General features: G+C 73.2%; 25 protein-coding genes. 16 read left to right on the top strand and 9 right to left on the bottom strand.

What is annotated here, in order from left to right; translation table 11 throughout:
• Positions 1–166 precede the first annotated feature (166 nt).
• Entirely contained in the window at positions 167–1267 is a 1101-nt protein-coding gene (locus tag ACFY9S_RS12900; RefSeq protein WP_391126577.1) for a Vms1/Ankzf1 family peptidyl-tRNA hydrolase, read from the bottom strand.
• Between the two features lie 94 nt (positions 1268–1361).
• Here ACFY9S_RS12900 and ACFY9S_RS12895 point away from each other — a divergent pair, with 94 nt between their 5' ends.
• Entirely contained in the window at positions 1362–1619 is a 258-nt protein-coding gene (locus tag ACFY9S_RS12895; RefSeq protein WP_391126637.1) for a DUF6158 family protein, read from the top strand.
• 86 nt (positions 1620–1705) lie between these two features.
• Here ACFY9S_RS12895 and ACFY9S_RS12890 read toward each other — a convergent pair whose 3' ends face one another.
• The 3 genes from ACFY9S_RS12890 to ACFY9S_RS12880 all read right to left on the bottom strand — a co-directional run bounded on the left by ACFY9S_RS12890 (position 1706) and on the right by ACFY9S_RS12880 (position 3237).
• Entirely contained in the window at positions 1706–2248 is a 543-nt protein-coding gene (locus ACFY9S_RS12890; RefSeq protein ID WP_391126574.1) for a DJ-1/PfpI/YhbO family deglycase/protease, read from the bottom strand.
• 83 nt (positions 2249–2331) lie between these two features.
• The gene (locus ACFY9S_RS12885; protein ID WP_391126571.1) at positions 2332–2763 is read right to left on the bottom strand and encodes a CBS domain-containing protein; all 432 of its coding nucleotides are present in this window, start codon (positions 2761–2763) and stop codon (positions 2332–2334) included.
• 72 nt (positions 2764–2835) lie between these two features.
• Positions 2836–3237, bottom strand: a complete 402-nt coding sequence (locus ACFY9S_RS12880; protein ID WP_391126568.1) for a DUF2795 domain-containing protein — start codon at positions 3235–3237, stop codon at positions 2836–2838.
• Positions 3238–3399: 162 nt separating this feature from the next.
• Between ACFY9S_RS12880 and ACFY9S_RS12875 the strand changes: the two genes are divergently transcribed.
• The 5 genes from ACFY9S_RS12875 (at position 3400) to ACFY9S_RS12855 (ending at position 8096) form a co-directional block, all read left to right on the top strand.
• Complete coding sequence (locus tag ACFY9S_RS12875; RefSeq protein ID WP_391126565.1) at positions 3400–3585, top strand: hypothetical protein; 186 nt, start codon at positions 3400–3402, stop codon at positions 3583–3585.
• Positions 3586–3851: 266 nt separating this feature from the next.
• Positions 3852–4646, top strand: a complete 795-nt coding sequence (locus ACFY9S_RS12870) for a SigB/SigF/SigG family RNA polymerase sigma factor (RefSeq protein WP_391126562.1) — start codon at positions 3852–3854, stop codon at positions 4644–4646.
• A gap of 284 nt (positions 4647–4930) precedes the next feature.
• Positions 4931–5620, top strand: a complete 690-nt coding sequence (locus ACFY9S_RS12865; protein WP_391126559.1) for a hypothetical protein — start codon at positions 4931–4933, stop codon at positions 5618–5620.
• A 179-nt stretch (positions 5621–5799) separates the two neighbouring features.
• On the top strand, positions 5800–7047 hold the full coding sequence (locus ACFY9S_RS12860; protein ID WP_391126556.1) for an aminotransferase class I/II-fold pyridoxal phosphate-dependent enzyme: 1248 nt from the start codon (positions 5800–5802) through the stop codon (positions 7045–7047).
• On the top strand, positions 7044–8096 hold the full coding sequence (locus ACFY9S_RS12855) for an MBL fold metallo-hydrolase (RefSeq protein WP_391126553.1): 1053 nt from the start codon (positions 7044–7046) through the stop codon (positions 8094–8096). Before ACFY9S_RS12860 ends, ACFY9S_RS12855 begins: the two co-directional genes overlap by 4 nt.
• A 104-nt stretch (positions 8097–8200) precedes the next feature.
• On the opposite strand, the gene ACFY9S_RS12850 is transcribed toward ACFY9S_RS12855, so the two are convergent.
• Both ACFY9S_RS12850 and ACFY9S_RS12845 read right to left on the bottom strand, forming a co-directional pair.
• Positions 8201–8821 (bottom strand): VTT domain-containing protein, encoded by a 621-nt coding sequence (locus ACFY9S_RS12850; RefSeq protein WP_391126634.1) that lies wholly within the window; start codon positions 8819–8821, stop codon positions 8201–8203.
• A gap of 29 nt (positions 8822–8850) precedes the next feature.
• Positions 8851–9624, bottom strand: a complete 774-nt coding sequence (locus ACFY9S_RS12845) for an MBL fold metallo-hydrolase (protein ID WP_391126550.1) — start codon at positions 9622–9624, stop codon at positions 8851–8853.
• An 82-nt stretch (positions 9625–9706) separates the two neighbouring features.
• Between ACFY9S_RS12845 and ACFY9S_RS12840 the strand changes: the two genes are divergently transcribed.
• The 7 genes from ACFY9S_RS12840 (at position 9707) to ACFY9S_RS12810 (ending at position 19316) form a co-directional block, all read left to right on the top strand.
• On the top strand, positions 9707–10108 hold the full coding sequence (locus ACFY9S_RS12840) for a hypothetical protein (protein ID WP_102913940.1): 402 nt from the start codon (positions 9707–9709) through the stop codon (positions 10106–10108).
• A gap of 112 nt (positions 10109–10220) precedes the next feature.
• Entirely contained in the window at positions 10221–12296 is a 2076-nt protein-coding gene (locus ACFY9S_RS12835; protein WP_391126631.1) for a phage holin family protein, read from the top strand.
• A gap of 163 nt (positions 12297–12459) precedes the next feature.
• Positions 12460–12888: an OsmC family peroxiredoxin gene (locus ACFY9S_RS12830; protein WP_102911374.1), complete on the top strand. Its 429-nt coding sequence runs from the start codon at positions 12460–12462 to the stop codon at positions 12886–12888.
• A gap of 122 nt (positions 12889–13010) precedes the next feature.
• Positions 13011–14396 (top strand): hypothetical protein, encoded by a 1386-nt coding sequence (locus tag ACFY9S_RS12825; protein WP_391126546.1) that lies wholly within the window; start codon positions 13011–13013, stop codon positions 14394–14396.
• Positions 14393–15133 carry a glycerophosphodiester phosphodiesterase family protein gene (locus ACFY9S_RS12820; protein WP_391126543.1) on the top strand — a complete coding sequence of 247 codons (741 nt, stop codon included), beginning with the start codon at positions 14393–14395 and terminating at the stop codon, positions 15131–15133. Before ACFY9S_RS12825 ends, ACFY9S_RS12820 begins: the two co-directional genes overlap by 4 nt.
• Before the next feature lie 67 nt (positions 15134–15200).
• Positions 15201–17066: a molecular chaperone DnaK gene (gene dnaK / locus ACFY9S_RS12815; protein WP_391126540.1), complete on the top strand. Its 1866-nt coding sequence runs from the start codon at positions 15201–15203 to the stop codon at positions 17064–17066.
• A gap of 180 nt (positions 17067–17246) precedes the next feature.
• Positions 17247–19316, top strand: a complete 2070-nt coding sequence (locus ACFY9S_RS12810; protein WP_391126628.1) for a LamG-like jellyroll fold domain-containing protein — start codon at positions 17247–17249, stop codon at positions 19314–19316.
• Positions 19317–19347: 31 nt separating this feature from the next.
• Here ACFY9S_RS12810 and ACFY9S_RS12805 read toward each other — a convergent pair whose 3' ends face one another.
• Together ACFY9S_RS12805 and ACFY9S_RS12800 are read right to left on the bottom strand one after the other, a co-directional pair.
• Complete coding sequence (locus tag ACFY9S_RS12805) at positions 19348–19815, bottom strand: molecular chaperone TorD family protein (RefSeq protein ID WP_391126538.1); 468 nt, start codon at positions 19813–19815, stop codon at positions 19348–19350.
• 132 nt (positions 19816–19947) lie between these two features.
• The gene (locus tag ACFY9S_RS12800) at positions 19948–20811 is read right to left on the bottom strand and encodes a Scr1 family TA system antitoxin-like transcriptional regulator (RefSeq protein ID WP_391126535.1); all 864 of its coding nucleotides are present in this window, start codon (positions 20809–20811) and stop codon (positions 19948–19950) included.
• A 239-nt stretch (positions 20812–21050) separates the two neighbouring features.
• On the opposite strand from ACFY9S_RS12800, the gene ACFY9S_RS12795 reads away from it, so the two are divergent.
• Positions 21051–21476 (top strand): hypothetical protein, encoded by a 426-nt coding sequence (locus ACFY9S_RS12795; RefSeq protein WP_391126533.1) that lies wholly within the window; start codon positions 21051–21053, stop codon positions 21474–21476.
• Here the strand turns inward: ACFY9S_RS12795 and ACFY9S_RS12790 are convergent.
• Entirely contained in the window at positions 21458–22264 is an 807-nt protein-coding gene (locus tag ACFY9S_RS12790) for a helix-turn-helix domain-containing protein (protein ID WP_391126531.1), read from the bottom strand. The two genes, ACFY9S_RS12795 and ACFY9S_RS12790, sit on opposite strands and share 19 nt — an antisense overlap.
• 117 nt (positions 22265–22381) lie before the next feature.
• Here ACFY9S_RS12790 and ACFY9S_RS12785 point away from each other — a divergent pair, with 117 nt between their 5' ends.
• Positions 22382–22687 carry a 4a-hydroxytetrahydrobiopterin dehydratase gene (locus tag ACFY9S_RS12785; protein WP_391126528.1) on the top strand — a complete coding sequence of 102 codons (306 nt, stop codon included), beginning with the start codon at positions 22382–22384 and terminating at the stop codon, positions 22685–22687.
• Positions 22688–22691: 4 nt separating this feature from the next.
• Positions 22692–23435 (top strand): methyltransferase domain-containing protein, encoded by a 744-nt coding sequence (locus tag ACFY9S_RS12780; RefSeq protein ID WP_391126525.1) that lies wholly within the window; start codon positions 22692–22694, stop codon positions 23433–23435.
• The last annotated feature ends 77 nt before the right edge of the window (positions 23436–23512 follow it).

Here is a 23512-nt window from a genome sequence, read left to right as displayed (position 1 = left end):
TCAACTCCCTCGCCGACTACCTCACCAAGGTCGGAACCGACAACCAGAAAACAGAGGAAAACTAACCCTCAGGATTTCTGGCGCATCACACTAGTGCTGTGACCGGGAAGGTTTGCCGCAAGCCGGTGAACCTTTCCGGTCACAGCACAGCTAGGGGCCCGCTCCCTCACTTCCAGCGCAGCAGCGCCCCGAGACCCCCCACGGGGACCTCCCGCTCGGAGACCGACAGCGCGGGCGCGTCCGTGGCCACCGCGGAACGGATCAGGGCGTCGTCCGCCCGGGCCGGCCACGAGTGCTGCTCGCCCAGGACCTTCAGGTCCGTGCGGCGCACCGCGAGCTGGTCGGGGTCCTCCCCGATCCACACCTCGCGGTGCGCGTCGGGCCCGTCCACCCTGATCAGCAGCTCGTCGATGCGGTGCTCCCGTGCCGCCTCGACCAGCGCGGGCACGCCCTCGACGGCCCCGGCCCGGCCCTCGTCGTCAGGGTTCCGGGCGGCGCGGAACCGCTCCAGCTCCGCCTCGGCCTGCCGCGCCACATGCTCGGCCCGGGCCCGCTCCACGTCCTCGTCGAGCAGCCGGCTGCCGGTGCCGTGCGGCGCCTCGACCACCAGGGCGTGCAGCCGCTTGGGCAGCCGCTCGTGCACGGACCGCCGCTCCCGGTCGTCGCCGACGAGAATCAGCAGGTCGGCCTTGGTCTCCTCCTGGCACACGGCGAGCGCGTCGGCGATCTCCGCGGCGTTGTGCTCCCAGGTGTTCTCCACCCGCAGCTGGAAGTGGCGCTCCGACCAGTCCGCGGAGCCCGTCCGGTGAACGGGCCACTGCCGGCCGGTGACGCTCCCGGCGTCCTCCCGGCCCAGCGCGTTGCGCAGCTCGAAGTCCGCGCCCTTGCGGTCGACGTACGCCACCACGCACACCGGGTCCTCACCGGCCAGCTCCAACAGGGGCGCGACCCGCGGCAGGGGCGCCCATTCGGCCCAGTCGCCGCCCTGCGGTGGACGGACCAGCGGCGGGTCGAGGACGACCTCGCCGGCGCGGGCGAACAGAGCGCGGCCGTGCGGCTCGGAGGAGTGCCGCAGATCCTCGATCGCGCTCCGCACGGCCCGGCACGTCGCCTCGTCCGCTCCCTGCTCGGCCAGCGCACCGGCCATCGCCTGGGCCGTCAGCTCCCGCTCGTGGGGAGTGCCCTCCGTGTGCCGTGAGGTGTCGACGTACACGGAGGCCCAAGGCCCGGGGTGTTCGTACAGTGGGTGCAGATAGGCGAGATCCATGGTTCCTCCCGGATACCGCTCGGGGGCAGTGCTCAGTTGCTCCGGGGGCGGGTACCCGGACCGCACGGACGAACACGACGAGCGGGGCGACACGATGACCGGAGTGGACCCTGACCGGCTTGACGACCAGCAGCTCATGAAAGAACTGGAGACCATCCACCGCACGCGTCACGACACGCTGCTCTACGGCTCGAACGACGCGCTGCGCGCCCACAACGAGCGCATGGCGCAGCTGGAGGGCGAGTACCTGCGCCGCAACCCGCGCCGCCCGGTGGCCGCGGGCCGCACGCGTGAAGGGGCCCGGGAGCGGGGGAGCGGGGAGTCGGAGACTCCCGCGACCCCCGGCACCTGAGCCCCTCGAAGGACACGGCAGGCCGGTAGCGGCCCCGTGGAGCGCCCGGCGACGCCGCCGGGGCGCCGCGCGGGGCCGCCGGGCCGTCAGGCGGCCTCTTGGGCGAAGACGTCCAGGAAGGTTTCGCAGAACGCCTTCAGATCGTCCGGCTTGCGGCTGGTGACCAGCTTGTTCGCCCCGTGGTCGCAGACCTTGACCTGCTTGTCGACCCAGGTGCCGCCCGCGTTGCGGATGTCCGTCTGCAGGCTCGGCCAGGACGTGAGCTCCCGGCCGCGCACGACGTCCGCCTCGACCAGGGTCCACGGCGCGTGGCAGATCGCCGCCACCGGGCGGCCGTGCTCGAAGAAGTCCCGGACGAACGCCACGGCCTTGTCGTCCATCCGCAGGAAGTCAGGGTTGGCGACGCCGCCCGGCAGCACGAGAGCGCCGAAGGAGTCCGGCGAGGCGTCGCCCACGACCTCGTCCACGGGGAACGTGTCCGCCTTGTCGAGGTGGTTGAAGGCCTGGATCTCGCCCTGCTGCGTCGACACCAGCACGGGCTCGTGACCCGCGTCCTTCACGGCCTGCCACGGATCGGTCAGCTCGACCTGCTCGACACCCTCGGGTGCGACCAGAAACGCGATACGCATGATGCTCTAGGTCCTTTCCCGTTCTTCTTCGTTCTCGCGGCCGGCGTACAGGCCGGCCCTGGTCCGCTCCGCCCGGTCCGGGTTCACGCACCGCCCCGGGCATCGGGCTCGGCGCGGCTGATGTCGGCGAGTGCCGACGCGGGGTCCTCGGCCTCGGCGACGTCGCCGAGGCTCACGATCCCCACCGGCAGCCCGTCCTCGACCACGGGCAGCCGGCGCACCGCGTGCTCGCGCATCAGCGTCACCGCCGTCGCCACCAGGTCGTCCGGCGTCACCGTCACCGGATGAGGGGTGCACACGGTCCGCGCGCTGACCGTCATCGGGTCGGTGCCGTCGGCGACGGCCCGCACCGTGATGTCACGGTCGGTGAGCACACCGATCACGTCCTGACCTTCGGCCACCACCACGTCGCCGATGTTCTGCGTGCGCATCAGCTGCGCCGCCTCGACGAGCGAGGCGTCCGGGCGTACGGCGGCCACACCCGCCGTCATCACGTCCTTGACGTACTGGGCCATCACGGGAGTCTTCCCTCCGTTCCCAGGCCGGTGGGGGCGCCGCGGCAGGCCGCGGCGCCCCCGACGCGGTCCCTACGCGTATTCCTCCGGCCCCGTCTCACGGGCCCGGATCAGGGCCTGGGCCAGCTCCTGGACAGTGCCGTAGCGCTCCTGGCGCGGCAGCCCCTCCACGGCCTCGACCAAGGCGTCGGGCGCCTGGTGGCCGCGCAGCTCGCGGGCCAGCTCGCGCGCGCTCGCGGGGAACGCCCTGCGGCCCAGGATCCGGGCCAGTTCGAGCCGGACCGACTCCAGGGACGTCGGCGCACGGCTCGGTGTCACCGGCCCGTGGGCGACCTCGGGGTCGTCCTCGGCGGCCGGCTCCGGGTCGTGCCACTCCTCACTGCGCGTGGGGTGCCCGGACCTGAGCAGACCCTGCAGTTCGTGTTTCATCTCGTCGTCCCGGTGGACGCTCAGCCGGTCGCTGCCTCGCTGCATGTCTCCCTCCAGACGTTCGGGGGCCCGCACCGCGTACCCGTACACCGGACGGCGACACAGGTTCCGTGAGTCCGATCGCCGCCGTCCGCACTGGTTTGCGCCATGTTCTGCGGGAGACCCGGATCACACCCCCCCCAACACCTCTCTGGGGAAGGACCCGTCATGGCGATGCTCGCTGTGCTCATCCCGCTGCTCATGCTCGGAGTGGTGCTGGTGCTGGGACGTTACGAGGAGCTGCTGCTGCCACGGGAGGACACCGGCCGGCGCGAACCGGCCGTCGTGCCACCCGCTGCTCCGGGTGTCACGTCCTCACCCGCCCCGGCGGGAACTCCTGCGCCGTCGCCTTGAAATCCCGCTCGACCTCCCGCTCGACCAGCGGTCCCCGGTCCGTCGACGCCGCCACCGGCAGCAGTCCGGGTCACGCTGCGCGACGGCGGAAAACCTCTCCGGGTTTGCGGGAGGGGGCCGGGGGCAGGCGCCCATGAGTGCTTCGGACAGGAGGCACGCCCGTGGGAGCGACGTCGCGCGCCGCCACCGACGCCCTGTCCCACAGCGGATGCGCTTCCACGGTGACCGTCCAACCCAGAGCACTTGCAAGGGAATTGCGACGCATCATGCAGACCCGAACCAGCGCGAAACGGCATCCCCACGACGACGCCCCCGACACCGCCGAGGCCTTCCGCAGGCTGACCTCGATGCCTGCCGGCCCCGAGCACGACGCACTCCGCGACGAGATCGTCGAGGCCTGGCTGCCGATGGCGGACCGTCTCGCCGGACGCTTCCGCAGCCGCGGCGAGAGCTTCGAGGACCTCCGCCAGGTCGCGGCCCTCGGCCTGGTCAAGGCCGTCGACCGGTACGACCCCGAGCGCGGCAACGCCTTCGAGAGCTACGCGGTGCCGACCATCACCGGCGAGATCAAGCGGCACTTCCGGGACCACATGTGGACCCTGCACGTGCCTCGCCGCGTCCAGGACCTGCGCAACCGTGTGCGTGTCGCCGGCCAGGACCTGTCCCAGACCATCTCCGGACGCCGCCCCACCGTGACCGAGCTCGCCGAGCACGCGAACATGAGCGAGGAGGACGTCCGGGCCGGTCTGGAGGCGCTGGAGAGCTTCACGGCGCTGTCCCTGGACGCGGAGCTGCCCGGCAGCGAGGACGGTTACTCCCTGAGCGACGCGCTGGGGTCCGACGATCCGGCGCTGGACACGGTCGTCGACCGGGAGTCCGTGAAGGCCCGGCTGGCGGCGCTGCCCGAGCGGGAGCGGGCGATCCTGTACATGCGGTTCTTCGGGGACATGACGCAGAGCCGGATCGCCGACGAGCTGGGGATCTCGCAGATGCACGTGTCCCGGCTGATCAGCCGGTGCTGCGGGCGGGTGCGGGAGCAGGTCATGCGGGATGTCGCCTAGCGCCGCAGGGGTTGACCGGTCGTGCCGGGGCGGGCCCGTGGCCGCGTCTGTGCGGGCAGTGGTCGTGCCGGTGCGGGCCCGTGGCCGCGGCCGTGTCTGTGCGGGTCCGAGGTCGTGCCTCCACGTGCCCGTGGCGGCTGGTCCCGCGGTTCCCCGCGCCCCTGGGCACCTCCGATTCACCCGGTTGAGTGGCACTGTCCCGCCAATGGGGCCCCGCCGCGCGCGACGACACTGGGGCCTGGCTGTCATGGCAGAGGGGTATGACTACCGAAGGAGTCCCCTCGATGCGCCGCAGCCTGCACGCCCTGTCCGTCGCCGTCCTGGCCGGTTCAGCCCTGCTCGGCGGCGCGCCGGCCGTCTTCGCGGAGCCGGCCGCCGAGGTCAGTCCCGCCACCGTCCACCCCGGAGGCACACTCACCGTCTCGGTCAGCTGTGATCCGACCGGGGGCCCGCCGCCCGACACCGTCGACGCCACCTCACAGGCCTTCGACGAGGGCACGGTGCCGCTGCAGCGGGTCACCGGCAACGACGACGAGGTGTCCGGCCCCGCCTACCGCGGCACGGCCCGCATCGCCTCCGCGGAGAACTTCGAGGGCGATCCCGACGCCCAGGGCCAGGACTCGGCGTGGACCGTCGACGGCACCTGTCCGGCCGCTCCCGGCGGGGAGGGCAAGGAGTGGAGCGCGACGTTCACCGTGGCGCACGGCGCCGGTCCCCACAAGCCGTCGCACCACCCCACCCACCCGCCCACGCACCACCCCACCCACAAGCCCTGCCCCGAACCCTCGGACCACCGCGAACGCCACCACACCGAGTGCGGAGCGACACCGGTCCAGCGCGGGGTACGGGCCGGTGACGGCGGCGCTTTCACCGACTCCGTGCCCGCCCTGGCCGCGGGCGGGGTGCTGATCGCGGGCGCGTTCGCAGCCGCCGTGCACCGGCTGCGCAGCCGGGAGAGCGACCCCCGCCGCTGACCCGCCCGGCCCGTACCGGCGCGGGAACGATCCGGTTTCCCCGGCCCGGCCCCGCTCATGCTGTGACGGTCACGACTGGGCCGGGTGCCCATGGGGCGGCGGCACTCTGGGTACTCAGGTGCCGAAGGCAACGGCGACACGACACGGCGGCACCAGGCACTGGCACTGCGGAGGTACGGATGCGGCGCACGGCCCCCGAAGGTCACGGCCCCGTCCGGTTCGGGCCGCCGCTCCCCGAGGACGGGCTGCCCGTCCTGCCGGAGCTGTCCGCCGTGCTCGCCGCCGCGGCGTCCCGCGGCGGCCACGAGCCGGTCGGCGGCGGCCGGGCCCTGCGCGAGGCCGCCTGCGGCTACTGGGACCGCCGCGGACTGCACTGCGACCCCGACCGGGTGGCCGCCGCCCCCGGCTCGCCCGCCCTGCTGCTCGCGCTGACCGCCGCCCTCGGCGGCGACGTCCTCGTACCGCGGCCCTGCGCCGCCTGGTGGGCGCCGTACGCACGCCTGCTGGGGCGGCCCGCCTTCCATGTGCCGACCCCGCCGGAGAGCGGCGGTGTTCCGGACCCGTACGCGCTGCTGGAGACCGTGCGCCGGGTCCGCGCCGAGGGCGGCGATCCGCGGCTGCTCGTGCTGTCCGTCGCCGACGACCCCACGGCGACCGTCGCCCCTCCCGAACTGCTCCACGAGACGGTCGAGGCCGCCCAGGGCGAGGGCCTGCACCTGGTCAGCGACGAGACCTGGCGCGACACCCTGCACGACCCGCACGACACCGTGCTGCTCAGCCCCGCCGAGATGGTGCCCGACCGGGTCACCGTCGTCACCGACCTGTCCGGGGCGCTGCTCCCGCCCGGCTGGCCGGCCGCCGTGGCCCGCTTCCCGGCCGGGGAGGACGGAGAGGGCCTCCACGCGCGCGTGCTCGACGTCCTCACCGCCCTCGACGCCCGCGTCGCAGCGCCCGTCGCCGCCGCGGCGGGGTACGCCCTGGGGGAGCCCGGACCGGTCACCGCGCGCGTGGCGACCGCCGTGCGCCTGCACGCGCTCCTGGCGGCCGAGGCGCACACCGCCGTCGTCGCCGCGGGCGCCCTCGCCCGGCCCCCGCGCTCCGGCCGCCACCTGTACGTGGACCTGGCTCCGCTGCGCCCCGCGCTGACCGCACACGGCGTGGGTGACGCACAGGACCTGGAGGACTTCCTCACCGCACGCCTCGGCATGCCCGCCCCGGGCGGGCACCGCTTCGGCGACGACCTCGAAGCCCCGCGCGTGCGGCTTTCCACCGGCGCACTGGTGGCCGGTTCCGACACGCAACGCGCGGAATGCCTCACCTCGCCGACCCCGTCGGAACTGCCGCAGGTGCGCCGCTCGTTGATCCAACTGAAGTCGGTCTTCGACGATCTCCGCGACGACGCTCAGCGATGGGAGCCTCCTCGATGACGCAGCAGTCCGAGTCGACCACCAGCACGAGCACCCGGGAGTCCGACGAACCCGCGCTCCCCTCCCCCCTCGCGCCCCCGTACCCGCGCCTGGCCGAACCCCGCCCGCTGGCCGAACGGCGGGTGTGGCCGCGCACCTTCCACGACCGGCTGACCGCGCCGCTCCCGAGCCTGAAGGCCATGGCCCGCTTCGCCCGCGAGGGGGCGGTGAGACCGGGCCCGGAGGGACTGGCCGACATCCCCCGACTGCCCTACGCACCGGCCCCGCTGCCCCGCGTCGACGCCCGCACCGTCGCCGTCACCTGGGCGGGACACGCCAGTTGGGTGCTGCGCATCGGAGGACTGACCGTCCTCACCGACCCGGTCTGGTCGCGCCGGATCCTCGGCACCCCGGCCCGGATCACCCCCGTGGGGGTCCCCTGGGAGGAACTGCCGCGCGTCGACGCCGTCGTCATCAGCCACAACCACTACGACCATCTGGACGCCCCCACGCTGCGCCGCCTTCCGCGCGACACCCCGGTGTTCGTCCCGGCCGGGCTCGCTCGCTGGTTCCACCGCCGCCGCTTCACGCGCGTGACGGAGCTCGACTGGTGGGAGGCCGCCGAACTGGACGGCGTCCGCTTCGACTTCGTCCCTTCCCACCACTGGTCCAAGCGCAGCCTCACCGACACCTGCCACAGCCTGTGGGGCGGCTGGGTCCTCACCGACGAGGGCGGCCGACGCGTCTACTTCGCGGGCGACACGGGCTACGGCCACTGGTTCTCCCGCATCGGCCGCCGCTACCCCGGCATCGACCTGGCCCTGCTGCCCATCGGCGCCTACGACCCCCGCTGGTGGCTCCGCGACGTCCACTGCGACCCGGAGGAGGCGGTCCGGGCGGCCCAGGACCTGGGCGCGAGCCGGATGGCCCCCATGCACTGGGGCACGTTCGTCCTGTCGGCGGAGCCGGTCCTGGAGCCCCTCACACGGGTGCGGGCGGCCTGGGAGAAGGCGGGCCTGCCCCGAAAGGCCCTGTGGGACATGCCGATCGGCGCGTCAAAGGTGCTGTAGGCGACGAGGGGCGCGGGGAACTGTAGGTGACGAGGGGCGCGGTGAACTACGCGAACAACCCCCGATGACCCGCACCCCGAAGAGGACCCCGAACCACCACGGCGCTAGCGAACCCTCCGCACCAACCCCGGCACCACGCTGATCAGCACGGTCAGCGCGATGGCCGCCACCACGCCCTGCCACGGCTCGGCGAACAGCGACCCCCCGAGAATCCCGATCAACTGGTAGGTCGCGGCCCACGCCAGACAGGCCGGCAGATTCCCCCGGGAGAACCTGCGCATCGGCCACTCCGCCAGCAGACAGGCCAGCATCACCGGAATACGCCCCGCGGGCACCAGCCGTGACAGCACCAGCACCGCCACGCCGTGCGCGGCGAGTTTCTCCTGCGCCTGCTCCAGCCGGTCCTCCGGCGCCCGCGACCGGAGCGCCTCCAGCCAACGCGACCCGTTCCTCGACTTCAGCCCGCGCCGCCCCAGCCAGTACAGCGCCGCATCGCCCGCGAAGGCCGCCAGCGACGCCGTCACGAACACCATCGCCAGCGAGAACGGCGCCGCCCGGTGCAGGGCGACCACCGCCGCCGAGCTCACCAGCGCCCCCGTCGGGATCACCGGCACCAGCGCCCCGGCCAGCACCAGCAGAAAGAGCGTCGGATACCCGATCGCCTGCTGCGTGGACTCGGGAACCACGGACGCCGGTGTGACGGACGACGCCGCGAGCAGGGGCACGCCGGTCAGCGCCACGGGCGCTGACCAGCTCACCGCGCCACCTCCAGGCGCACGCTCTCCCCGTGCCCGAGCCGGTGCACCGCCACAGCCGGCGCGTGCCGGGCCGCCAGCCGGACGAACTCCTCCCCCGGCGCATGGAACTCGTGGGGGCGCACGGCGTCCATGCCGATCGGCCAGTACGTGCCGTAGTGCACCGGCACCGCACTGCGCGGCGCCAGCTGTTCCAGCGCCTGCGCCGCCCGGCCCGCGTCCAGGTGCCCCTCGCCCAGGTACGGCCCCCAGCCGCCCACCGGCAGCAGAGCCACCTCGACCGGCCCGACCTCCTTGGCCATGTCGTCGAACAACCCCGTGTCCCCGGCGAAGTACGTCCGGGCCTCGCCGGCTATGACGTAGCCGAGGGCGGGGGAGCGGTGCGGCCCGAACGGCAGCCGCCGCCCGTCGTGCCGCGCGGTCACGGCCCGTACGACGATGTCACCGACCGGCGTCTCGTCCCCGGGAGCCACCTCGCTCACCCGCAGGTGCGCGAGCCGGCGCAGACCGGGCACCGCCCGGCGCGCGCCCCGGGGCACGAGCAGGCGCGTGCCCGCAGCGAGCCGCATCAGCGACGGCACGTGCAGATGGTCGGCGTGCAGATGCGACACCAGCGCCACGTCCGCCCGCGGGGCGCCCGGGGGCGGCAGGGCTCCGCGCCGGCGCCGCAGGTGTGCGAGCCGGCGTGCGAACAGGGGATCCGTGAGCACGCGCACGTTCGAGTCCTCGACGGTGCAAGTGGCGTGACCCCACCAGGTGATCTCCACCGGCACTTCTTCGCCTCCTTCGCGCGACTCCCCCGAAGCCTACGTGCAGGAGTAGGGTCGGCGGCGAAACCGGAGGTGAGGGGGCGCCATGGTGCCGGTGCGGGTCACGGCGATCGCGAGTCTGACGCCGCTGGAGGAGCTCGACGACGATCCGTTCCTGGTCGACTCCCGCAGTCAGCACGCGATGTGCGCCCGCTGGGCCGCCGAGCGGGGCTACGTGGTCAGCCGGGAGTTACTCGTGCGCGGACTGCGGCCCGATCACGGCGCGCTGTGGGACGGCGTCCGACCCGGCCTCGACGTGTTCGTCGCGCCCAGCCGGCGGGTACTGGAGAGCGCGCTCGCCTCCGTCGAGGAGTTCACCGCCGAGTGCGCCCGCCGCGGTGTACGCGTCGAGACGGTGGGGCATGCGGAGCCTGCGTACGACGCGGCGATGAAGGCATGCGTGCACCGGCGGCTGTCGATGCCGACGGCCGGCTACGACGGGCGCTGACTCGTCCCCGGCCGGGGGCGTGACCTGGGGACGAAACGGCCCGGCCGGGCGTTGGGACACTGTGGGGGAGGGCCCGCGACGACTGCGGGCGGGAGACGTGAGGTGGCTGGGCGTGCGGGGCGTGCGGTGGCGGCGGGCCGCCAGTCAGGTGGGGAGGAGCGCCGCCGTGTGGGCGGTCTCCACCGCCACCATGCTCGTGCTCGCCGGGATCCTCCCGGACTTCCGGCTCCGTTCGGAGAACGGCGACAGCGCGACCGACATCGCCGTCACGGCGGCCTTCGGCGCAGGCGCCTTCGGTCTGCTGTCCGCCCTGGTGTGGCCGTTGCTCGTCCGGCTCCTGCTCCTGGTCCCGGCGCTCGTGCTGGGGCTGCTGGTGTTCTTCCTGAACGGGGCGCTGCTGCTGGTCGCCCTGCGCCTCAACCCCGCCGAGCGCGGCGCCGCCGCCCCGGAGACCGCCGTCGTGGTCGCCGCCGTGATGTCGGCCGTGGCGTCGGCGACCGGAGCCGCCCTGGCCGTGCGGGACGACGACGCCTACCGCCGCAGGCTGTACCGGCTCTCCGACCGCCGCCGCCGGTCCGGACCACCCTGCCCGCAGAGCCCCGGCACCGTCTTCCTGCAACTGGACGGCGTCGGCCACGACACCCTGCTGGACGCGGTCGGCAAGGGCCTGATGCCCACCGTCGCCCGCTGGCTCGACATAGGCGACGGCGGCCGGCCCACCCACCGCCTCACTCCCTGGCGCACCGACTGGTCCAGCCAGACCGGCGCCAGCCAGCTCGGCATCCTGCACGGCAGCAACCACGACGTCCCCGCCTTCCGCTGGTACGAGAAGGACACCCGCGAAGTGGTCGTCTGCAACCGCCCGACCAGCGCCGCCGAACTCCAGCGCCGTGCCGTCGAGTACGCGGGGCACGGCGGGCTGCTCACCGTCGACGGCGCCAGCCGCGGCAACCTGTTCAGCGGCGGCGCCGAGCAGCAGGCCCTCGTGCTGTCCATCGCCGCCCGCCGCCGCAGCAGGGAGAACCGCTCCCGGGACGGCTACTTCGCCTACTTCTCCGACCCGGCCAACGCCGTGCGCACCGCGCTCTCCTTCGTCGCCGAGGTGGGCCGGGAGATCGGCCAGTCCACCCGGGCGAGCCTGCACAGACAACGCCCGCGCGTCTCCCGCGGCGGCCTCTATCCCCTGGTCCGCGCCTTCGCGACCGTCGTCGAGCGGGACGTCGTCGTCGCCGCCGTGACGGGCGACATGCTCGCCGGCCGCACCGCCGTCTACGCCGACCTGGTCGCCTACGACGAGGTCGCCCACCACTCCGGCCCCGCGAGCCGCGACGCGCAGCTGGTCCTGGAGCGCCTCGACCGCTCGCTCGCCCTGATCGCGAACGTCGCCGAGCACGCGCCGCGGCCCTACCGGATCGTCGTGCTCTCCGACCACGGCCAGAGCCCCGGCGAGACCTTCCGCTCCCGCTACGGCCTCACCCTCGGCGACCTGGTGCGGGCCGGGTGCGGCCTGCCCGTGCCGCGCAAGGCGGAACGCACCCGCAGCGGGGCGGAGGCCCGCGCCGCCGTCCGCGCCGCGCTGCGCATCCCCGTGGAGGAGGCAGGCGAGCAGCACCGCCCCGGGCGCCGCGAGGAGCCGATCGTGCTCGCCTCCGGAAACCTCGGCCTGATCTCCTTCCCGGACGTCACGCACCGGATGAGCAAGGAGGAGATCGACGCCCGCCATCCCGCGCTGCTGCCGACCCTCGCCAACCACCCCGGCATCGGCTTCCTGCTGGTCCGCAGCGACGAACACGGCGGTGTCGTCCTCGGCGCGTACGGCGCCGAGATCCCGCTGGCCGACCTCGACGGCAACCCGGGCCCGCTCGCCCCGTTCGGCCCGGGCGCCGCCGACGCGGTGCGCCGTACGCACTCCTTCCCGCACACCGCCGACATCATGGTCAACTCCCTCCACGACCCGGCCGACGGCGAAGTCCTCGCCTTCGAGGAGCAGATCGGCTCCCACGGCGGCCTCGGCGGCGCCCAGGGCAGACCCTTCCTGCTGTCCCCGGTCGGCGTCTCCGCACCGGTCGGAGAGGGCGAGGAACTCGTGGGAGCCGAGCAGGTGCACCGGGTGCTGCGGCGCTGGCTGCGCGAGTCGGACGGGCCGCAGGTGCCGCTGGAGGCAGCGGAGGAGGAGCGGGCAGCCTGACCTTCGGCCGCGTCGACGGGCCGTGCGATCCCGCGGGGAGGCGGCTGCCGTTCACCGCCGGAGGGGAGGTCTTTCGCGTGAGTCGAGCCGTAGTGTGATCGGATGGGGGCACGGGGCCCGGAGACGGGCCCACAGGCGAGTCCGTACGCGAAAGGAAGAACTCGTGGCTACCACGCGCTCCGCACACACCGTCTGGGAAGGCAACCTGCTCGAGGGCAACGGTGTCGTCACCTTCGACTCCTCCGGCGCCATCGGCGAGCAGCCGGTCACGTGGGCGTCGCGCGCCGAGGAGGCGAACGGCAAGACCAGCCCCGAGGAGCTGATCGCGGCCGCCCACTCCAGCTGCTTCTCCATGGCCTTCTCCAACATCCTCAACAAGGCCGGGACGCCGCCCACCAAGCTCATCACCTCGGCCGACGTCTCCTTCCAGCCCGGCGAGGGCATCACCGGCATCCACCTCACCGTCGAGGGCACGGTCCCCGGCATCGACGAGGCGGCCTTCCAAGCCGCCGCCGACGAGGCCAAGGTCGGCTGCCCGGTGAGCCAGGCCCTCAAGGCCACGCCCATCACGCTGACCGCCAAGCTCGCCTGACCTGCGTCACCCCCGCCGCGCGGGCCCGCCCGGCAAGGGCGGCCCGCGCGTCGTCGTCGGTTCACCACCCCCGGCCGGGGTAGGAAACAGACGCCTCGAACCGCCGGGCCGGAAGGAACGCGATGCTGCCGGGAACGTCCACGAACGCGACGGTGCTCGACTCCGCCACCCGTGAGCGGACCCGCGTCCTGCTGCTGTTCAGCCTCTCCGGACGGCTCCGCCCCCGCGACACCGCCCTCGGCGCCCTGGTCGACCGCTACGACTACGGCCGCTTCGCCCCCCACCTGATGACCAGCCAGGACGTGCTGCCCCTCCCGGTCCTCGACGAGCGGGTCGCGCCCCGGCGGCTGCGGCTGCCGCACGGCGACCGCGGCCTCGGCCTCGCGTCCTTGCGGATCCTCGTCGTCACCACCCCGCGCGGCGACGCCACCCTCGTCGTGGACTGCGCCTTCGCGGGCGAGACGACCGCCGGCGACCTCGCCGTCTGGCTGGCCTCCACCTGCTTCGACCGGGAGCGGATCGAGCTCGACGACCGCCCGATCCTGCAGACGCTGGCCGCACAGCTCGGCGGCCGGCCGCTCGCCCTCGGCCAGAACGTGCACCAACTCGTCTTCCCCGGCGGCCGGTTACAGCGCGAACTGCTCAGCGCCGACGAGGCCCGCAAGGCGATCCTGCTCAACGAGATCGTCTACCGCGGCCGGATGCCGTGGAACCCCGCCACCCCCTACGACGCGAGCCTCGCGCCCCACGTCAGGAACCACGGCCTCACCCTCTCCGCCCTCGGCCGGGGCGTCTCCGTCCAGACCGGCTGGGCCCCGCACGTGGAGAACGGCCTGGCCCTCGTCGCCGTCGGCATGATCTCCGCCCTGTCCGTGCTCCAGCGCACCCGGCTGGCGGCCTTCGCCATGATGAAGGCCAACGAGCAGGTCCTGACCGACTCGCCCACCGAGATCCGCTCCCTGATCTCCCGCCTCTCCGCCGGTGTCAACGAACTCCAGCTCGACCTGGCCTTCGGTGTCGAGGCCTACGTCGACAGCCTGCTGATCCCCGAGATGGTCACGGAGGCGTTCCAGTCCTCGCTGGGTGACGCCCTCGGCATCCGCGACAGCCTGGAGAACTCGGCCCGTATGGTCGAGCGCCTGACCTCGGTGATCAGCACCCGTTCCGCCGCCCTGGACGCCGAACTCGCCGAACGCGACGACCGCCGCGACCGCACCGTCTCCGGCCTGGTGGCCGCGGCCACTCTCATCGCCCTCCCGCCGACCCTGCTGCTGGCCTTCTTCGGTGTGAACGGCACGAACGTCGACGACCAGCGCTCCATCCTCGACCTGCGCGCCTACGGCACCGCCTACGCGCTGGCCTGGCTGCCCTTCGTCGTCCTGGTCGTGATCGGCTGGGTCCTGCTCAGACGGGTCAGCACCCGCTCCGGCTCGCTGCTGCCCGCGCCCGACGACGCCTTCGCCCCCGTCCCACCGCCCCGCTCGCCTGCCGGGAACCGACGACCATGACGCCACACCCCGCCGTCTCCGCCCACCGCGGCGGCTCCGAGCGCGCCGGCCCCGCCACCTGGGAGGCGTACGAGGACGCGATCGAGTCCGGCGCGGAGTACGTCGAGTTCGACATCCGCCGCACCCGGGACGGGGTCCTCGTCGTCTACCACGATCCCCGGGTCGGCCCCGCCGGGCCGCCGCTGTCCGCGCTCACCCACGCCGAGCTGTGCGAGCGGGCCGGATACGCCGTGCCCGTGGTGGACGAGGTCATGGCGCTGATCGCCGGGAAACTCGTGGCCCACCTCGACCTCAAGGAGGTCGGCTACGAGCAGGAGGTGATCGACCGGGCGGTCGCACTGCTCGGCACGGACGGTCTCGTCGTGACGACGCTGGAGGACCGTTCCGTCGCCGCCGTGACCCAGGCGTTCCCCGGGGTGCGTACCGCCCTGTCCCTCGGGCGCGACCGCAGGGAGCTGGCCCTGGCCCGGCTGCCCGGGACGCGGCTCAGCGAGCTGTTCCCGGGCCGCCGCATCCGGGCCTGCGGAGCGCACGGCGTCGCCGTCCACCAGCGGCTGGCCAGGACCAACGTGCTGCGCGAGGCAACCCGGCACGGCCTGTTCACCATGGTCTGGACCGTCAACGACGACACCCTGATGCGGGCCTTCCTCGCCCACCCGCGCGTCGACGTGCTCGTCACCGACCGGCCCCGGCGCGCGGTGGCCCTGCGCGGACCGCTCACCCCATCGCGGCATTGACAACAGCGCACTCAAGTTTTGTGCTGGATTGTGGGACGTGTCGTCGCCCTGGCGGAAGGGGACAGCGATGGGACGAGCGGTCGGGATCGACCTCGGAACCACGAACTCGGTGGTCGCCGTGCTGGAAGGCGGCGAGTCCACCGTCATCGCCAACGCGGAGGGGGCCAGAACCACACCCTCCGTCGTGGCGTTCGCCAAGAACGGCGAGGTGCTGGTCGGCGAAGTGGCCAAACGGCAGGCCGTGACGAACGTGGACCGCACCGCCCGCTCGGTCAAGCGGTACATGGGCGACGCGCACTGGCGCTTCCCCGCCGAGGGCGATGTGGACGGCACCCGCTACCGGGCGCAGGAACTGTCCGCGCGAGTGCTGCAGAAGCTGAAGCGGGACGCGGAGTCCTACCTCGGTGAGGACGTCACCGACGCGGTGATCACCGTCCCCGCCTACTTCGACGACACCCAGCGGCAGGCCACCAAGGAGGCCGGTGAGATCGCGGGCCTGAATGTCCTGCGGATCATCAACGAGCCGACGGCCGCGGCGCTCGCCTACGGCCTGGACAAGGAGAACGACCAGACGGTGCTCGTCTTCGACCTCGGCGGCGGCACCTTCGACGTGTCACTGCTGGAGATGGGCGACGGCGTCATCGAGGTGAAGGCCACCAACGGCGACACCCACCTCGGCGGCGACGACTGGGACCAGCGGATCGTCGAGTACCTGATCAAGCGCTTCAAGGGCCAGAACGGTGTCGACCTCGCGGGCGACAAGATGGCGGTACAGCGGCTTCGCGAGGGCGCCGAGCGGGCCAAGATCGAGCTCTCCAGCTCCACCGAGACGACCATCAACCTGCCGTACATCACGGCCTCCGCCGAAGGGCCGCTGCATCTCGACGAGAAGCTGACCCGGGCCCAGTTCCAGGAGCTCACCGCCGACCTGCTGGACCGCTGCAAGACCCCCTTCCACCAGGCCGTCCAGGATGCCGGGGTGCAGCTCTCGGCGGTCGACCACGTGATCCTCGTCGGCGGCTCGACCCGGATGCCCGCGGTGACCGACCTGGTGAAGGAACTCACCGGCAAGGATCCGCACAAGGGCGTCAACCCCGACGAGGTCGTGGCCGTCGGCGCCGCGCTCCAGGCGGGCGTCATCCGCGGAGACGTCAAGGACGTCCTGCTGCTCGACGTCACCCCGCTGTCCCTGGGCATCGAGACCAAGGGCGGCATCATGACGAAGCTCATCGAGCGCAACACGACCATTCCGACGCGGCGTTCGGAGATCTTCACGACGGCGGTCGACAACCAGCCCTCCGTCGGCATCCAGGTCTACCAGGGCGAACGGGAGATCGCCGCGTACAACAAGAAGCTCGGCGTCTTCGACCTCACGGGTCTGCCGCCGGCCCCGCGCGGCGTCCCGCAGATCGAGGTCGCCTTCGACATCGACGCCAACGGCATCATGCACGTCTCCGCCAAGGACCTGGCGACCGGCCGCGAGCAGAAGATGACCGTCACCGGCGGCTCGGCCCTGCCCAAGGACGACATCGACCGGATGATGCGCGAGGCCGAACAGTACGCCGAGGAGGACAGCAAACGCCGCGAGGCCGCCGAGACCCGCAACCAGGCCGAGCAACTCGTCTACCAGACCGAGAACTTCCTCCGCGAGAACGGCGACCGCGTCCCGGCCGACACGAAGTCCGAGGTCGAGTCGGCCGTCGCCGAGGTGAAGGAGGGACTGGCACAGCAGGCGGACACCACCGCCCTGCGCGCCGCCGTCGAGAAACTCGCCTCCGTCAGCCAGAAGATGGGTCAGGCGATGTACGCCCAGGCCCAGCAGGCCCCCTCGGAGGAGCCCCCCACCGCACCGCAGGACGAGGAGGCAGTGGTGGACGCGGAGATCGTGGACGACGAGAGGAACGGACGGGACGAGAAGGGCGGCGCCGCCTAGCCCGACTCCCCACGAGGGACGGGGAAAACCCTTACTGCGACGTCAGCGCCCCCTGTTAACCTCCAGCAGCCCGTGTGACCGGCGGGCCGAGGGAAGTTCACAGGGGAGGGACAGTTGGACGCACCGAAGAGATCCGGCGGACACAGACTGCTGGCGGTGGGGTGTGCGGTGGCGGCCGTGATGACGACCGGCACCGGCGTGGCACAGGCCGCGGACAACCTGCCGCCGAAGCAGCCGCTCGTCCAGGATCTGCAGACGGGGTACAAGGCGTGCGCGACGGGGGACGAGAGGGCGTACGTCTCCGAGCCGCCCGTCCTCAGCGCGGTTCTGTACGACCCGGAGGAGGACAACCACCCTGCCGAGGCCAACCTGGTCAAGGGTGAGTTCGAGGCGTGGTGGACGGACACCGACGGGGTGGAACAGCGCCTCACGCACACCAGGTTCGCGACGCTCTCGGGCAGTGCGCAGCGGTGGCACATGCCGGAGGGCTCCGTCCCGGCGAACACCGTCATCTCCTGGCGCGTCCGCGCGAACGACGGCAAGGCGTCCTCCCCCTGGAGTTCCGAGGGGGACGGCTCCGTCTGTGAATTCGTCTACGACGACGAGAACCCGGAGAAGGCGACGATCTCCTCGCCGGAATACCCGGAGAACGTGTTCTGGGTGGACGGAGTGGGTGTCTACGGCCACTTCACCATGGACTCGCCTTCCGCCGACGTCGTGTCGTACACATACGGCTTCATCGGCGGCCCCTACGGAACCGTCCGCCCCGAGCGGCCCGGCGGGCCTGCCACCATCCCCTTCCTGCCCCTCGACTCGGGCCCCGAGAGCCTGACCGTCCGGGCCATCGACCGGGCCGGACGCAGCAGCGGCCAGTCGTCGTACGACTTCATGGTGAAGTCCGGCCGCGCGCCCGTGGCCCACTGGCCCCTGGCCGACGCGAAGGGAGCCACGTCCGCCGACGCCGAGGCCGGCACCGACGCGGTCGCCGGCTCCGGCGTCACCTTCGGCGCCCCGGCGCCCGCGGGTACGGCACTCACCGCGACGGCGACCCTGGACGGCAGCAGCCACGGCTACCTCACCCCGGACGCCCCGGCCGTCGCCGACCCCCGCGAGAGCTTCGCGGTCAGCGCCTGGGCGCGCCCGGCCGAGACCGGCCGGAACATGACCGTCGCCGGCCAGGACGCCGGGGAGTCGGCCGCGTTCGCCCTCGGTCTCAACGCCCGGCGCGAGTCCCCGGACTGGTCGTTCACCGTCGGCGGCACAACCGTGTCGGGCGGCGCTCCGGAGACCGGCGAATGGGCTCACCTGCTGGGCGTGTACGACGCCGAGACGGGCAAGGCGCAGCTGTACGTCAACGGCCATGAGGCCGGCACCAGGGCCGAGGCCAAGCCCGCCGCCACCGCCGGCGCCTTCCAGATCGGCCGGGTCCGCGACGGAAACGGCTACCACGACCGCTGGCACGGCGAACTGGGCGGCGTCAGGGTCCACGACCGGGTGGTCGTGCCCGACGAGGTGTCGGAACTGGCGTACCGCAAGCCGTCGTCGCGCGGCCACTGGTCACTGGAGACGGCCCGGGACGGCGCCAGCCCCGAGCGGAACGGCGGCGCGCCCCTGAAACTGGCGCCCGGTGCGACGATCCACCGCGGCCCGGACGGCTCGTGCCTCCCGGAGCTCGACCCGGACTGCCCCGCGGTGCCCTACGCGCTCGTCGGCGACGGGCATCTGTCCCTGGACGGCAGGTCCGGCCACGCGGTGGCGGAGGGGCCTGTCGTCGAAACCTCGGACAGTTTCACCATCGGCGTGGTCGCACGCCTGGCGGACGCGGAGCCCGAGGGCCCCATGACGGTGTTGTCGCTGCCCGGTGAGCACACCGACGCCTTCAGGGTGCGCTACCAGCCCGCGCAACACGCCTGGCAGCTGGTGATGCCGCACAAGGACGAGCGGGGTGCCCCCGAAACGGTGGTGGCCCAGACGGAGAGGGCGGACGGCGGCGAGGGCGTCGGCCACCGGCTCGCCGTCGTCTACGACGACGCCACCGACCAGATCAGGCTCTACCTCGACGGCAGGGCCGGCACGGACGCGACCGCGGACCTCCCGAACGGCTGGCGAGGCTCCGGACCGCTTCAGATCGGCCGGGGCCGGACCGGTGACGCGTGGGGCGAATACCTGCACGGTGACGTGGACGAGGTGCAGGCGTTCGCGGGTGCCTTTGCCGACGACGACATCTGGCGGCTGGGCACGGGCACGTAGCCGTGCCCGTGCCGACCTGGTCGGCGGGCTCCTAGAGCGCGGTGTGCGCGGGCGGCAGCGTCGCGCACACCGCGTCCAGGACCGTCGCGTACGGCGTGCCGAAGTCGGTGAGGCCGCACCGGAGCTGGTCCAGACCGTCGCGGTGGTCCACCAGCAGCTCCGTGGTGCCGGTGCGGGCCGCGAGCTCCAGAACCGCGGGCAGGAAGTCCGGCGGCTCCTCACCGGTGGTCTCCAGGCCGTGCGCGCGGTAGAGCTCCTCGGAGGGCGCCGGGGCGGCCTCGCGCCAGGCGCTCAGATACAGGCTGTGCTCCTGCCCCGCCTCGAACACCTCGACGTAGTGCGCGGCCAGCTCCATCGGCGGGGTGACGGCCGCGTGGTCGGCGAACTCCCGCAACTGCGGGGCGGCTTCGCGCAGCAGCGGCAACCGGGCGCGGAAGTCGTCGTCGGGGTACATCAGGCACAACGCGGCCGCCTGGTACAGCACCTCGAATCCGGGCATCGGACCTCCTTCGCGTGCGGCGGCCTGCCTGCCCGCCATCCCGACGCTAGGGCCGGGCCGGGGAGCGCACCCGCCGACGGCGCCCGTACGGGTCAGAACCCGTGCCATGACGTCAGAGCGGGAGCGAGGGGCTCAGTACCGCTCCCGGTACTCCCGCAGCAGCTCGTCCGTACGCTGCGCCGAGCCCGGCCCGGCCGTCATGTGGTCCAGCACCTCCAGATGCGCCGAGACCTCCTTGCGGGAATCCAGGTAGAGCGCTCCGGTCAGATACTCGGTGAAGACCATGTCGGGCAGTTCCGGCTCGGCGAAGCGGAACAGCGAGAACGGCGCGTACGTCCCCGGATGGGGGCCGTCCGCGAACTCGGCGATCTGCAGCGTGACCCGGTCGCGCGCGGCGTACTCCAGCAGCTTGTCCAGCTGGTCGCGCATCACCCGGCCGTCGACGCTCACCGGGCGGCGCAGCACCGTCTCGTCCATGATCACCCACAGGTGCGGGGGATCGGGGCGGTCCAGGAGCCGCTGCCGCTCCATCCGCAGCGACACATGCCGCTCCACGGCATCCGGCCCGGCGTTCGCGATGGTCCCGGCCCGCAGCACGGCCCGCGCGTACCCCTCGGTCTGCAGCAGTCCCGGCACGAAGTGCGGCTCGTACGACCGGATGATCCGCGCGGCGCCCTCCAGGCTCACGTACAGGCTGAACCACTCCGGCAGCACGTCGTGGAACCGCTGCCACCAGCCCGGCCGGTTCGCCTCCTCGGCGAGGTCGACGAACGCGGTCACCTCGTCCTCGGCCACGCCGTAGGCCGTCAGCAGGATCTGCGCGTACGGGATCTTCAGCGCGACGTCGGCGGTCTCCATGCGCCGGACGGTCGCCGGGGCGACCCGCAGCACCTTGGCGGCCTCTTCACGACTGAGGCCCGCGGCCTCGCGCAGTTCCTGCAGCCGCTTGCCCAGGACCACCTGGCCCACCGTGGGTGCGGCCCGCCGTTCACTCACGCCACGCCTCCCCACGTGCCCAAGCCTGTGATCAGTCTGTCACGCCCGGGTGGCCGCATGGCAGGGCTCGCACCGAGGAGATCGCCGGAAGCGCAAGAGAGGCGGGGCATTACCCCGCGGGTAATCGACCGGACGCCGTCGGCCCGGGATCGTGAACGCACCGGGTCCCGGGCCGGCGCACTCCGGCCCGGGACCCGGCCGAAGCCGCCGCCCCACAACCGCACGGAGGGTGATTCCCCATGTCCGTGATCCAGCTCGCCGCACTCGCCCGGACCGTGGAACCGCAGTCGATGCTGCGCCGCTTCCTCGCCCTGGACGCCGTCGTCACCGGCACCAACGCGCTCGCCTACCTGGCGTTCTCCGGCCCGCTCGGGAGCTTCCTCGGGGCCGACGCCACGCTGCTGCTCGCCCTCGGCGCGTTCCTCGCGCTCTACTCGGCGGGTGTCGGGCTGCTGGCCGCCCGCAGGCGGCCCCCGGCGCCCGGCGTGCGGGCCGTCGTCGAGGCCAACCTCGCCTGGGCGGCGGTGAGCCTCGCGGCCCTGGCGCTGTGGCTCACGCCGAGCACACCGGGCGCCGTGTGGACGGTGCTCCAGGCCCTGGCCGTGGCCGGCTTCGCCGTGCTCCAGCAGCTGGCCCTGAGGGCCCGTCAGGACAGCGAAGCCTGAAGGTACTTGGCCGTCGCCGGGTCGGCCGGGAGCAGCGTCTCGATGGCCAGCTCGGCGACCGTCACGTCCATCGGCGTGTTGAACGTGGAGATCGAGGAGACGAACGACAGCGTCCGGCCCTCGTGCTCGATCCGCAGCGGCAGCGCGAAGTACGGCACCGGCTCCGACGGCTCGTCCGCCGGATCCGCGTCGGGCACCGGATACGCCGCCACCTCCTCGTACAGCGCCCGCAGCGGCTCCGAGCGGTGCAGCGCGATCTGCCGCTCCATCTGCTCCAGCAGATGCCCACGCCAGGCGCGCAGATTGCGGATGCGGGGCGCGAGGCCCTGCGGGTGCAGGGCCAGCCGCATCGCGTTCAGCGGTGGTTCGAGCAGTGCCTCGCCGACCCCGTCGACCAGCGTCATGACCCCCCGGTTGGCCGCCACCACGTTGTACAGCGCGTCCACCACCAGCGCCGGATACGGCTCGTAGCCGCCGATCAGCCGCTCGATACCCTCCCGCAGCGCGCCCAGCGCCGGGTCGTCCAGCGGGGTCTCCGGGTAGCGGGGCGCGTAACCGGCCGCCAGCAGCAGCGCGTTGCGCTCCCGCACGGGGACGTCCAGATGCTCGGCCAGCCGCAGCACCATCTCCTCGCTGGGCCGGGAGCGGCCGGTCTCGACGAAGCTGATGTGCCGGGCCGAGGAGTCCGCGCGCAGGGCCAGCTCCAGCTGGCTGATCCGCCGCTGCTCCCGCCAGGCCCGCAGCAGCGGGCCCGCGCCCTTCTCGACGGTGGACGGGTGAGTGGTCATGCCCGGACCGTAGTCGAGAACCGGTCGTGCCGGACAGGCACACCCCGGTGACCAGGGCCCCGGCCGCCGCGCTGTGGCAGGCTGGGAGGACCAGCAGCCAGGGAAGGAGCGCGGCCCATGCCCGTCGAACCGCTGTCGCAGAAGGAGGTCGAGGACCGGCTGGCCGAGCTGCCGGGCTGGTCGCTCGACAGGGACCACCTCATCCGCTCCTACCGGCTCGGCTCGCACTTCGCGGCGACGGCGATGGTCGTGCACATCGCCCAGGTCCAGGAAGAGCTGAACCACCACTCCGACCTCACGCTCGGCTACAACACCGTCTCCCTGGCCATGCACACGCACAGCGCGGGCGGCGCCGTGACCGACAAGGACTTCGAGCTCGCCCGCAGGGTGGAGGACCTGGCCCCCGGGCACGGGGCACACTGACGGGGTGCTCGATTACGACAAGGAAGCGGAGCGGTACGACGCCTCACGCGGCGGTGAGCCCCGGGCGGCGGCCGCCGCGGAAGCGGTGCTGAGCCTCGTACCGCCGGACACGCGCGGTCTGCTCGACGTCGCCTGCGGCACCGGCATCGTGACCCGCCGGCTCGCGGCAGCCCGCGACGGCCTGCGGGTGACCGGCGCCGACCTCTCCCCGGCGATGGCCCGGCAGGCCTCCACCCGGCTCCCCGGTGCCGTCGTGCGCGCCGACAGCCGCCGGCTGCCCTTCCGGGACGGGCAGTTCGACGCCGTGTGCAGCGTGTGGCTGCTGCACCTGGCCGCCGGGCCCGCCGAGGTGCGGGCCATCGTCGGCGAATGTGCCCGGGTGCTGCGGCCCGGCGGGATCTACGTCACCACGGTCGACAAGGCCGCCTCCCACAACGTGGGCAGTGACATCGATGTCGTCCTGTCCTCCCGGCCGCCCGGCCCGGTCCGGGACGCGGCGGCGGACGTCGAGTGCTGCGCCGCGGCACACGGCCTGGCCCCGGCCGGGCAGGCCCGCTTCACCGGTCTCGGCCAGGGCCGCAGCCCTCGTCGCACGATCGCCGACCTGCGCCGGGGCTGGTTCGTCACCCTGCCCCCGGGTGACCCGCTCGCCGACGGCTTCGCCACCCGCCTCGCACACCTCCCCGACCAGGACCGGCCCCGCCCCGACCCGGTGTTCAGCCTGCGGTCGTTCCGGAAGGCCGGTTGAACGGCGGGGCGAGGGGGCGGGCGAAGGCCGAACGGCTCGGTCTCGGCGACGGGCCAGAGGCCGAAGCCGTCAGGGGC

Source organism: Streptomyces sp. NPDC012474 (assembly GCF_042955185.1).
Lineage (GTDB): Bacteria > Actinomycetota > Actinomycetes > Streptomycetales > Streptomycetaceae > Streptomyces > Streptomyces cahuitamycinicus.
Note: the sequence above shows the minus strand (reverse complement) of the source record. Positions and strands in the feature narration are given on the sequence as shown.

Coding starts and splice junctions, on each gene's coding strand:
- ACFY9S_RS12825 (WP_391126546.1), top strand. CDS start 13,011: ATGCTGCCGGGAACGTCCACGAACGCGACGGTGCTCGACTCCGCCACC.
- ACFY9S_RS12820 (WP_391126543.1), top strand. CDS start 14,393: ATGACGCCACACCCCGCCGTCTCCGCCCACCGCGGCGGCTCCGAGCGC.
- ACFY9S_RS12805 (WP_391126538.1), bottom strand. CDS start 19,815: ATGCCCGGATTCGAGGTGCTGTACCAGGCGGCCGCGTTGTGCCTGATG.
- ACFY9S_RS12885 (WP_391126571.1), bottom strand. CDS start 2,763: ATGGCCCAGTACGTCAAGGACGTGATGACGGCGGGTGTGGCCGCCGTA.
- ACFY9S_RS12810 (WP_391126628.1), top strand. CDS start 17,247: ATGACGACCGGCACCGGCGTGGCACAGGCCGCGGACAACCTGCCGCCG.
- dnaK (WP_391126540.1), top strand. CDS start 15,201: ATGGGACGAGCGGTCGGGATCGACCTCGGAACCACGAACTCGGTGGTC.
- ACFY9S_RS12795 (WP_391126533.1), top strand. CDS start 21,051: ATGTCCGTGATCCAGCTCGCCGCACTCGCCCGGACCGTGGAACCGCAG.
- ACFY9S_RS12840 (WP_102913940.1), top strand. CDS start 9,707: ATGGTGCCGGTGCGGGTCACGGCGATCGCGAGTCTGACGCCGCTGGAG.
- ACFY9S_RS12880 (WP_391126568.1), bottom strand. CDS start 3,237: ATGCAGCGAGGCAGCGACCGGCTGAGCGTCCACCGGGACGACGAGATG.
- ACFY9S_RS12855 (WP_391126553.1), top strand. CDS start 7,044: ATGACGCAGCAGTCCGAGTCGACCACCAGCACGAGCACCCGGGAGTCC.
- ACFY9S_RS12890 (WP_391126574.1), bottom strand. CDS start 2,248: ATGCGTATCGCGTTTCTGGTCGCACCCGAGGGTGTCGAGCAGGTCGAG.
- ACFY9S_RS12785 (WP_391126528.1), top strand. CDS start 22,382: ATGCCCGTCGAACCGCTGTCGCAGAAGGAGGTCGAGGACCGGCTGGCC.
- ACFY9S_RS12865 (WP_391126559.1), top strand. CDS start 4,931: ATGCGCCGCAGCCTGCACGCCCTGTCCGTCGCCGTCCTGGCCGGTTCA.
- ACFY9S_RS12860 (WP_391126556.1), top strand. CDS start 5,800: ATGCGGCGCACGGCCCCCGAAGGTCACGGCCCCGTCCGGTTCGGGCCG.
- ACFY9S_RS12875 (WP_391126565.1), top strand. CDS start 3,400: ATGGCGATGCTCGCTGTGCTCATCCCGCTGCTCATGCTCGGAGTGGTG.
- ACFY9S_RS12895 (WP_391126637.1), top strand. CDS start 1,362: ATGACCGGAGTGGACCCTGACCGGCTTGACGACCAGCAGCTCATGAAA.
- ACFY9S_RS12900 (WP_391126577.1), bottom strand. CDS start 1,267: ATGGATCTCGCCTATCTGCACCCACTGTACGAACACCCCGGGCCTTGG.
- ACFY9S_RS12870 (WP_391126562.1), top strand. CDS start 3,852: ATGCAGACCCGAACCAGCGCGAAACGGCATCCCCACGACGACGCCCCC.
- ACFY9S_RS12790 (WP_391126531.1), bottom strand. CDS start 22,264: ATGACCACTCACCCGTCCACCGTCGAGAAGGGCGCGGGCCCGCTGCTG.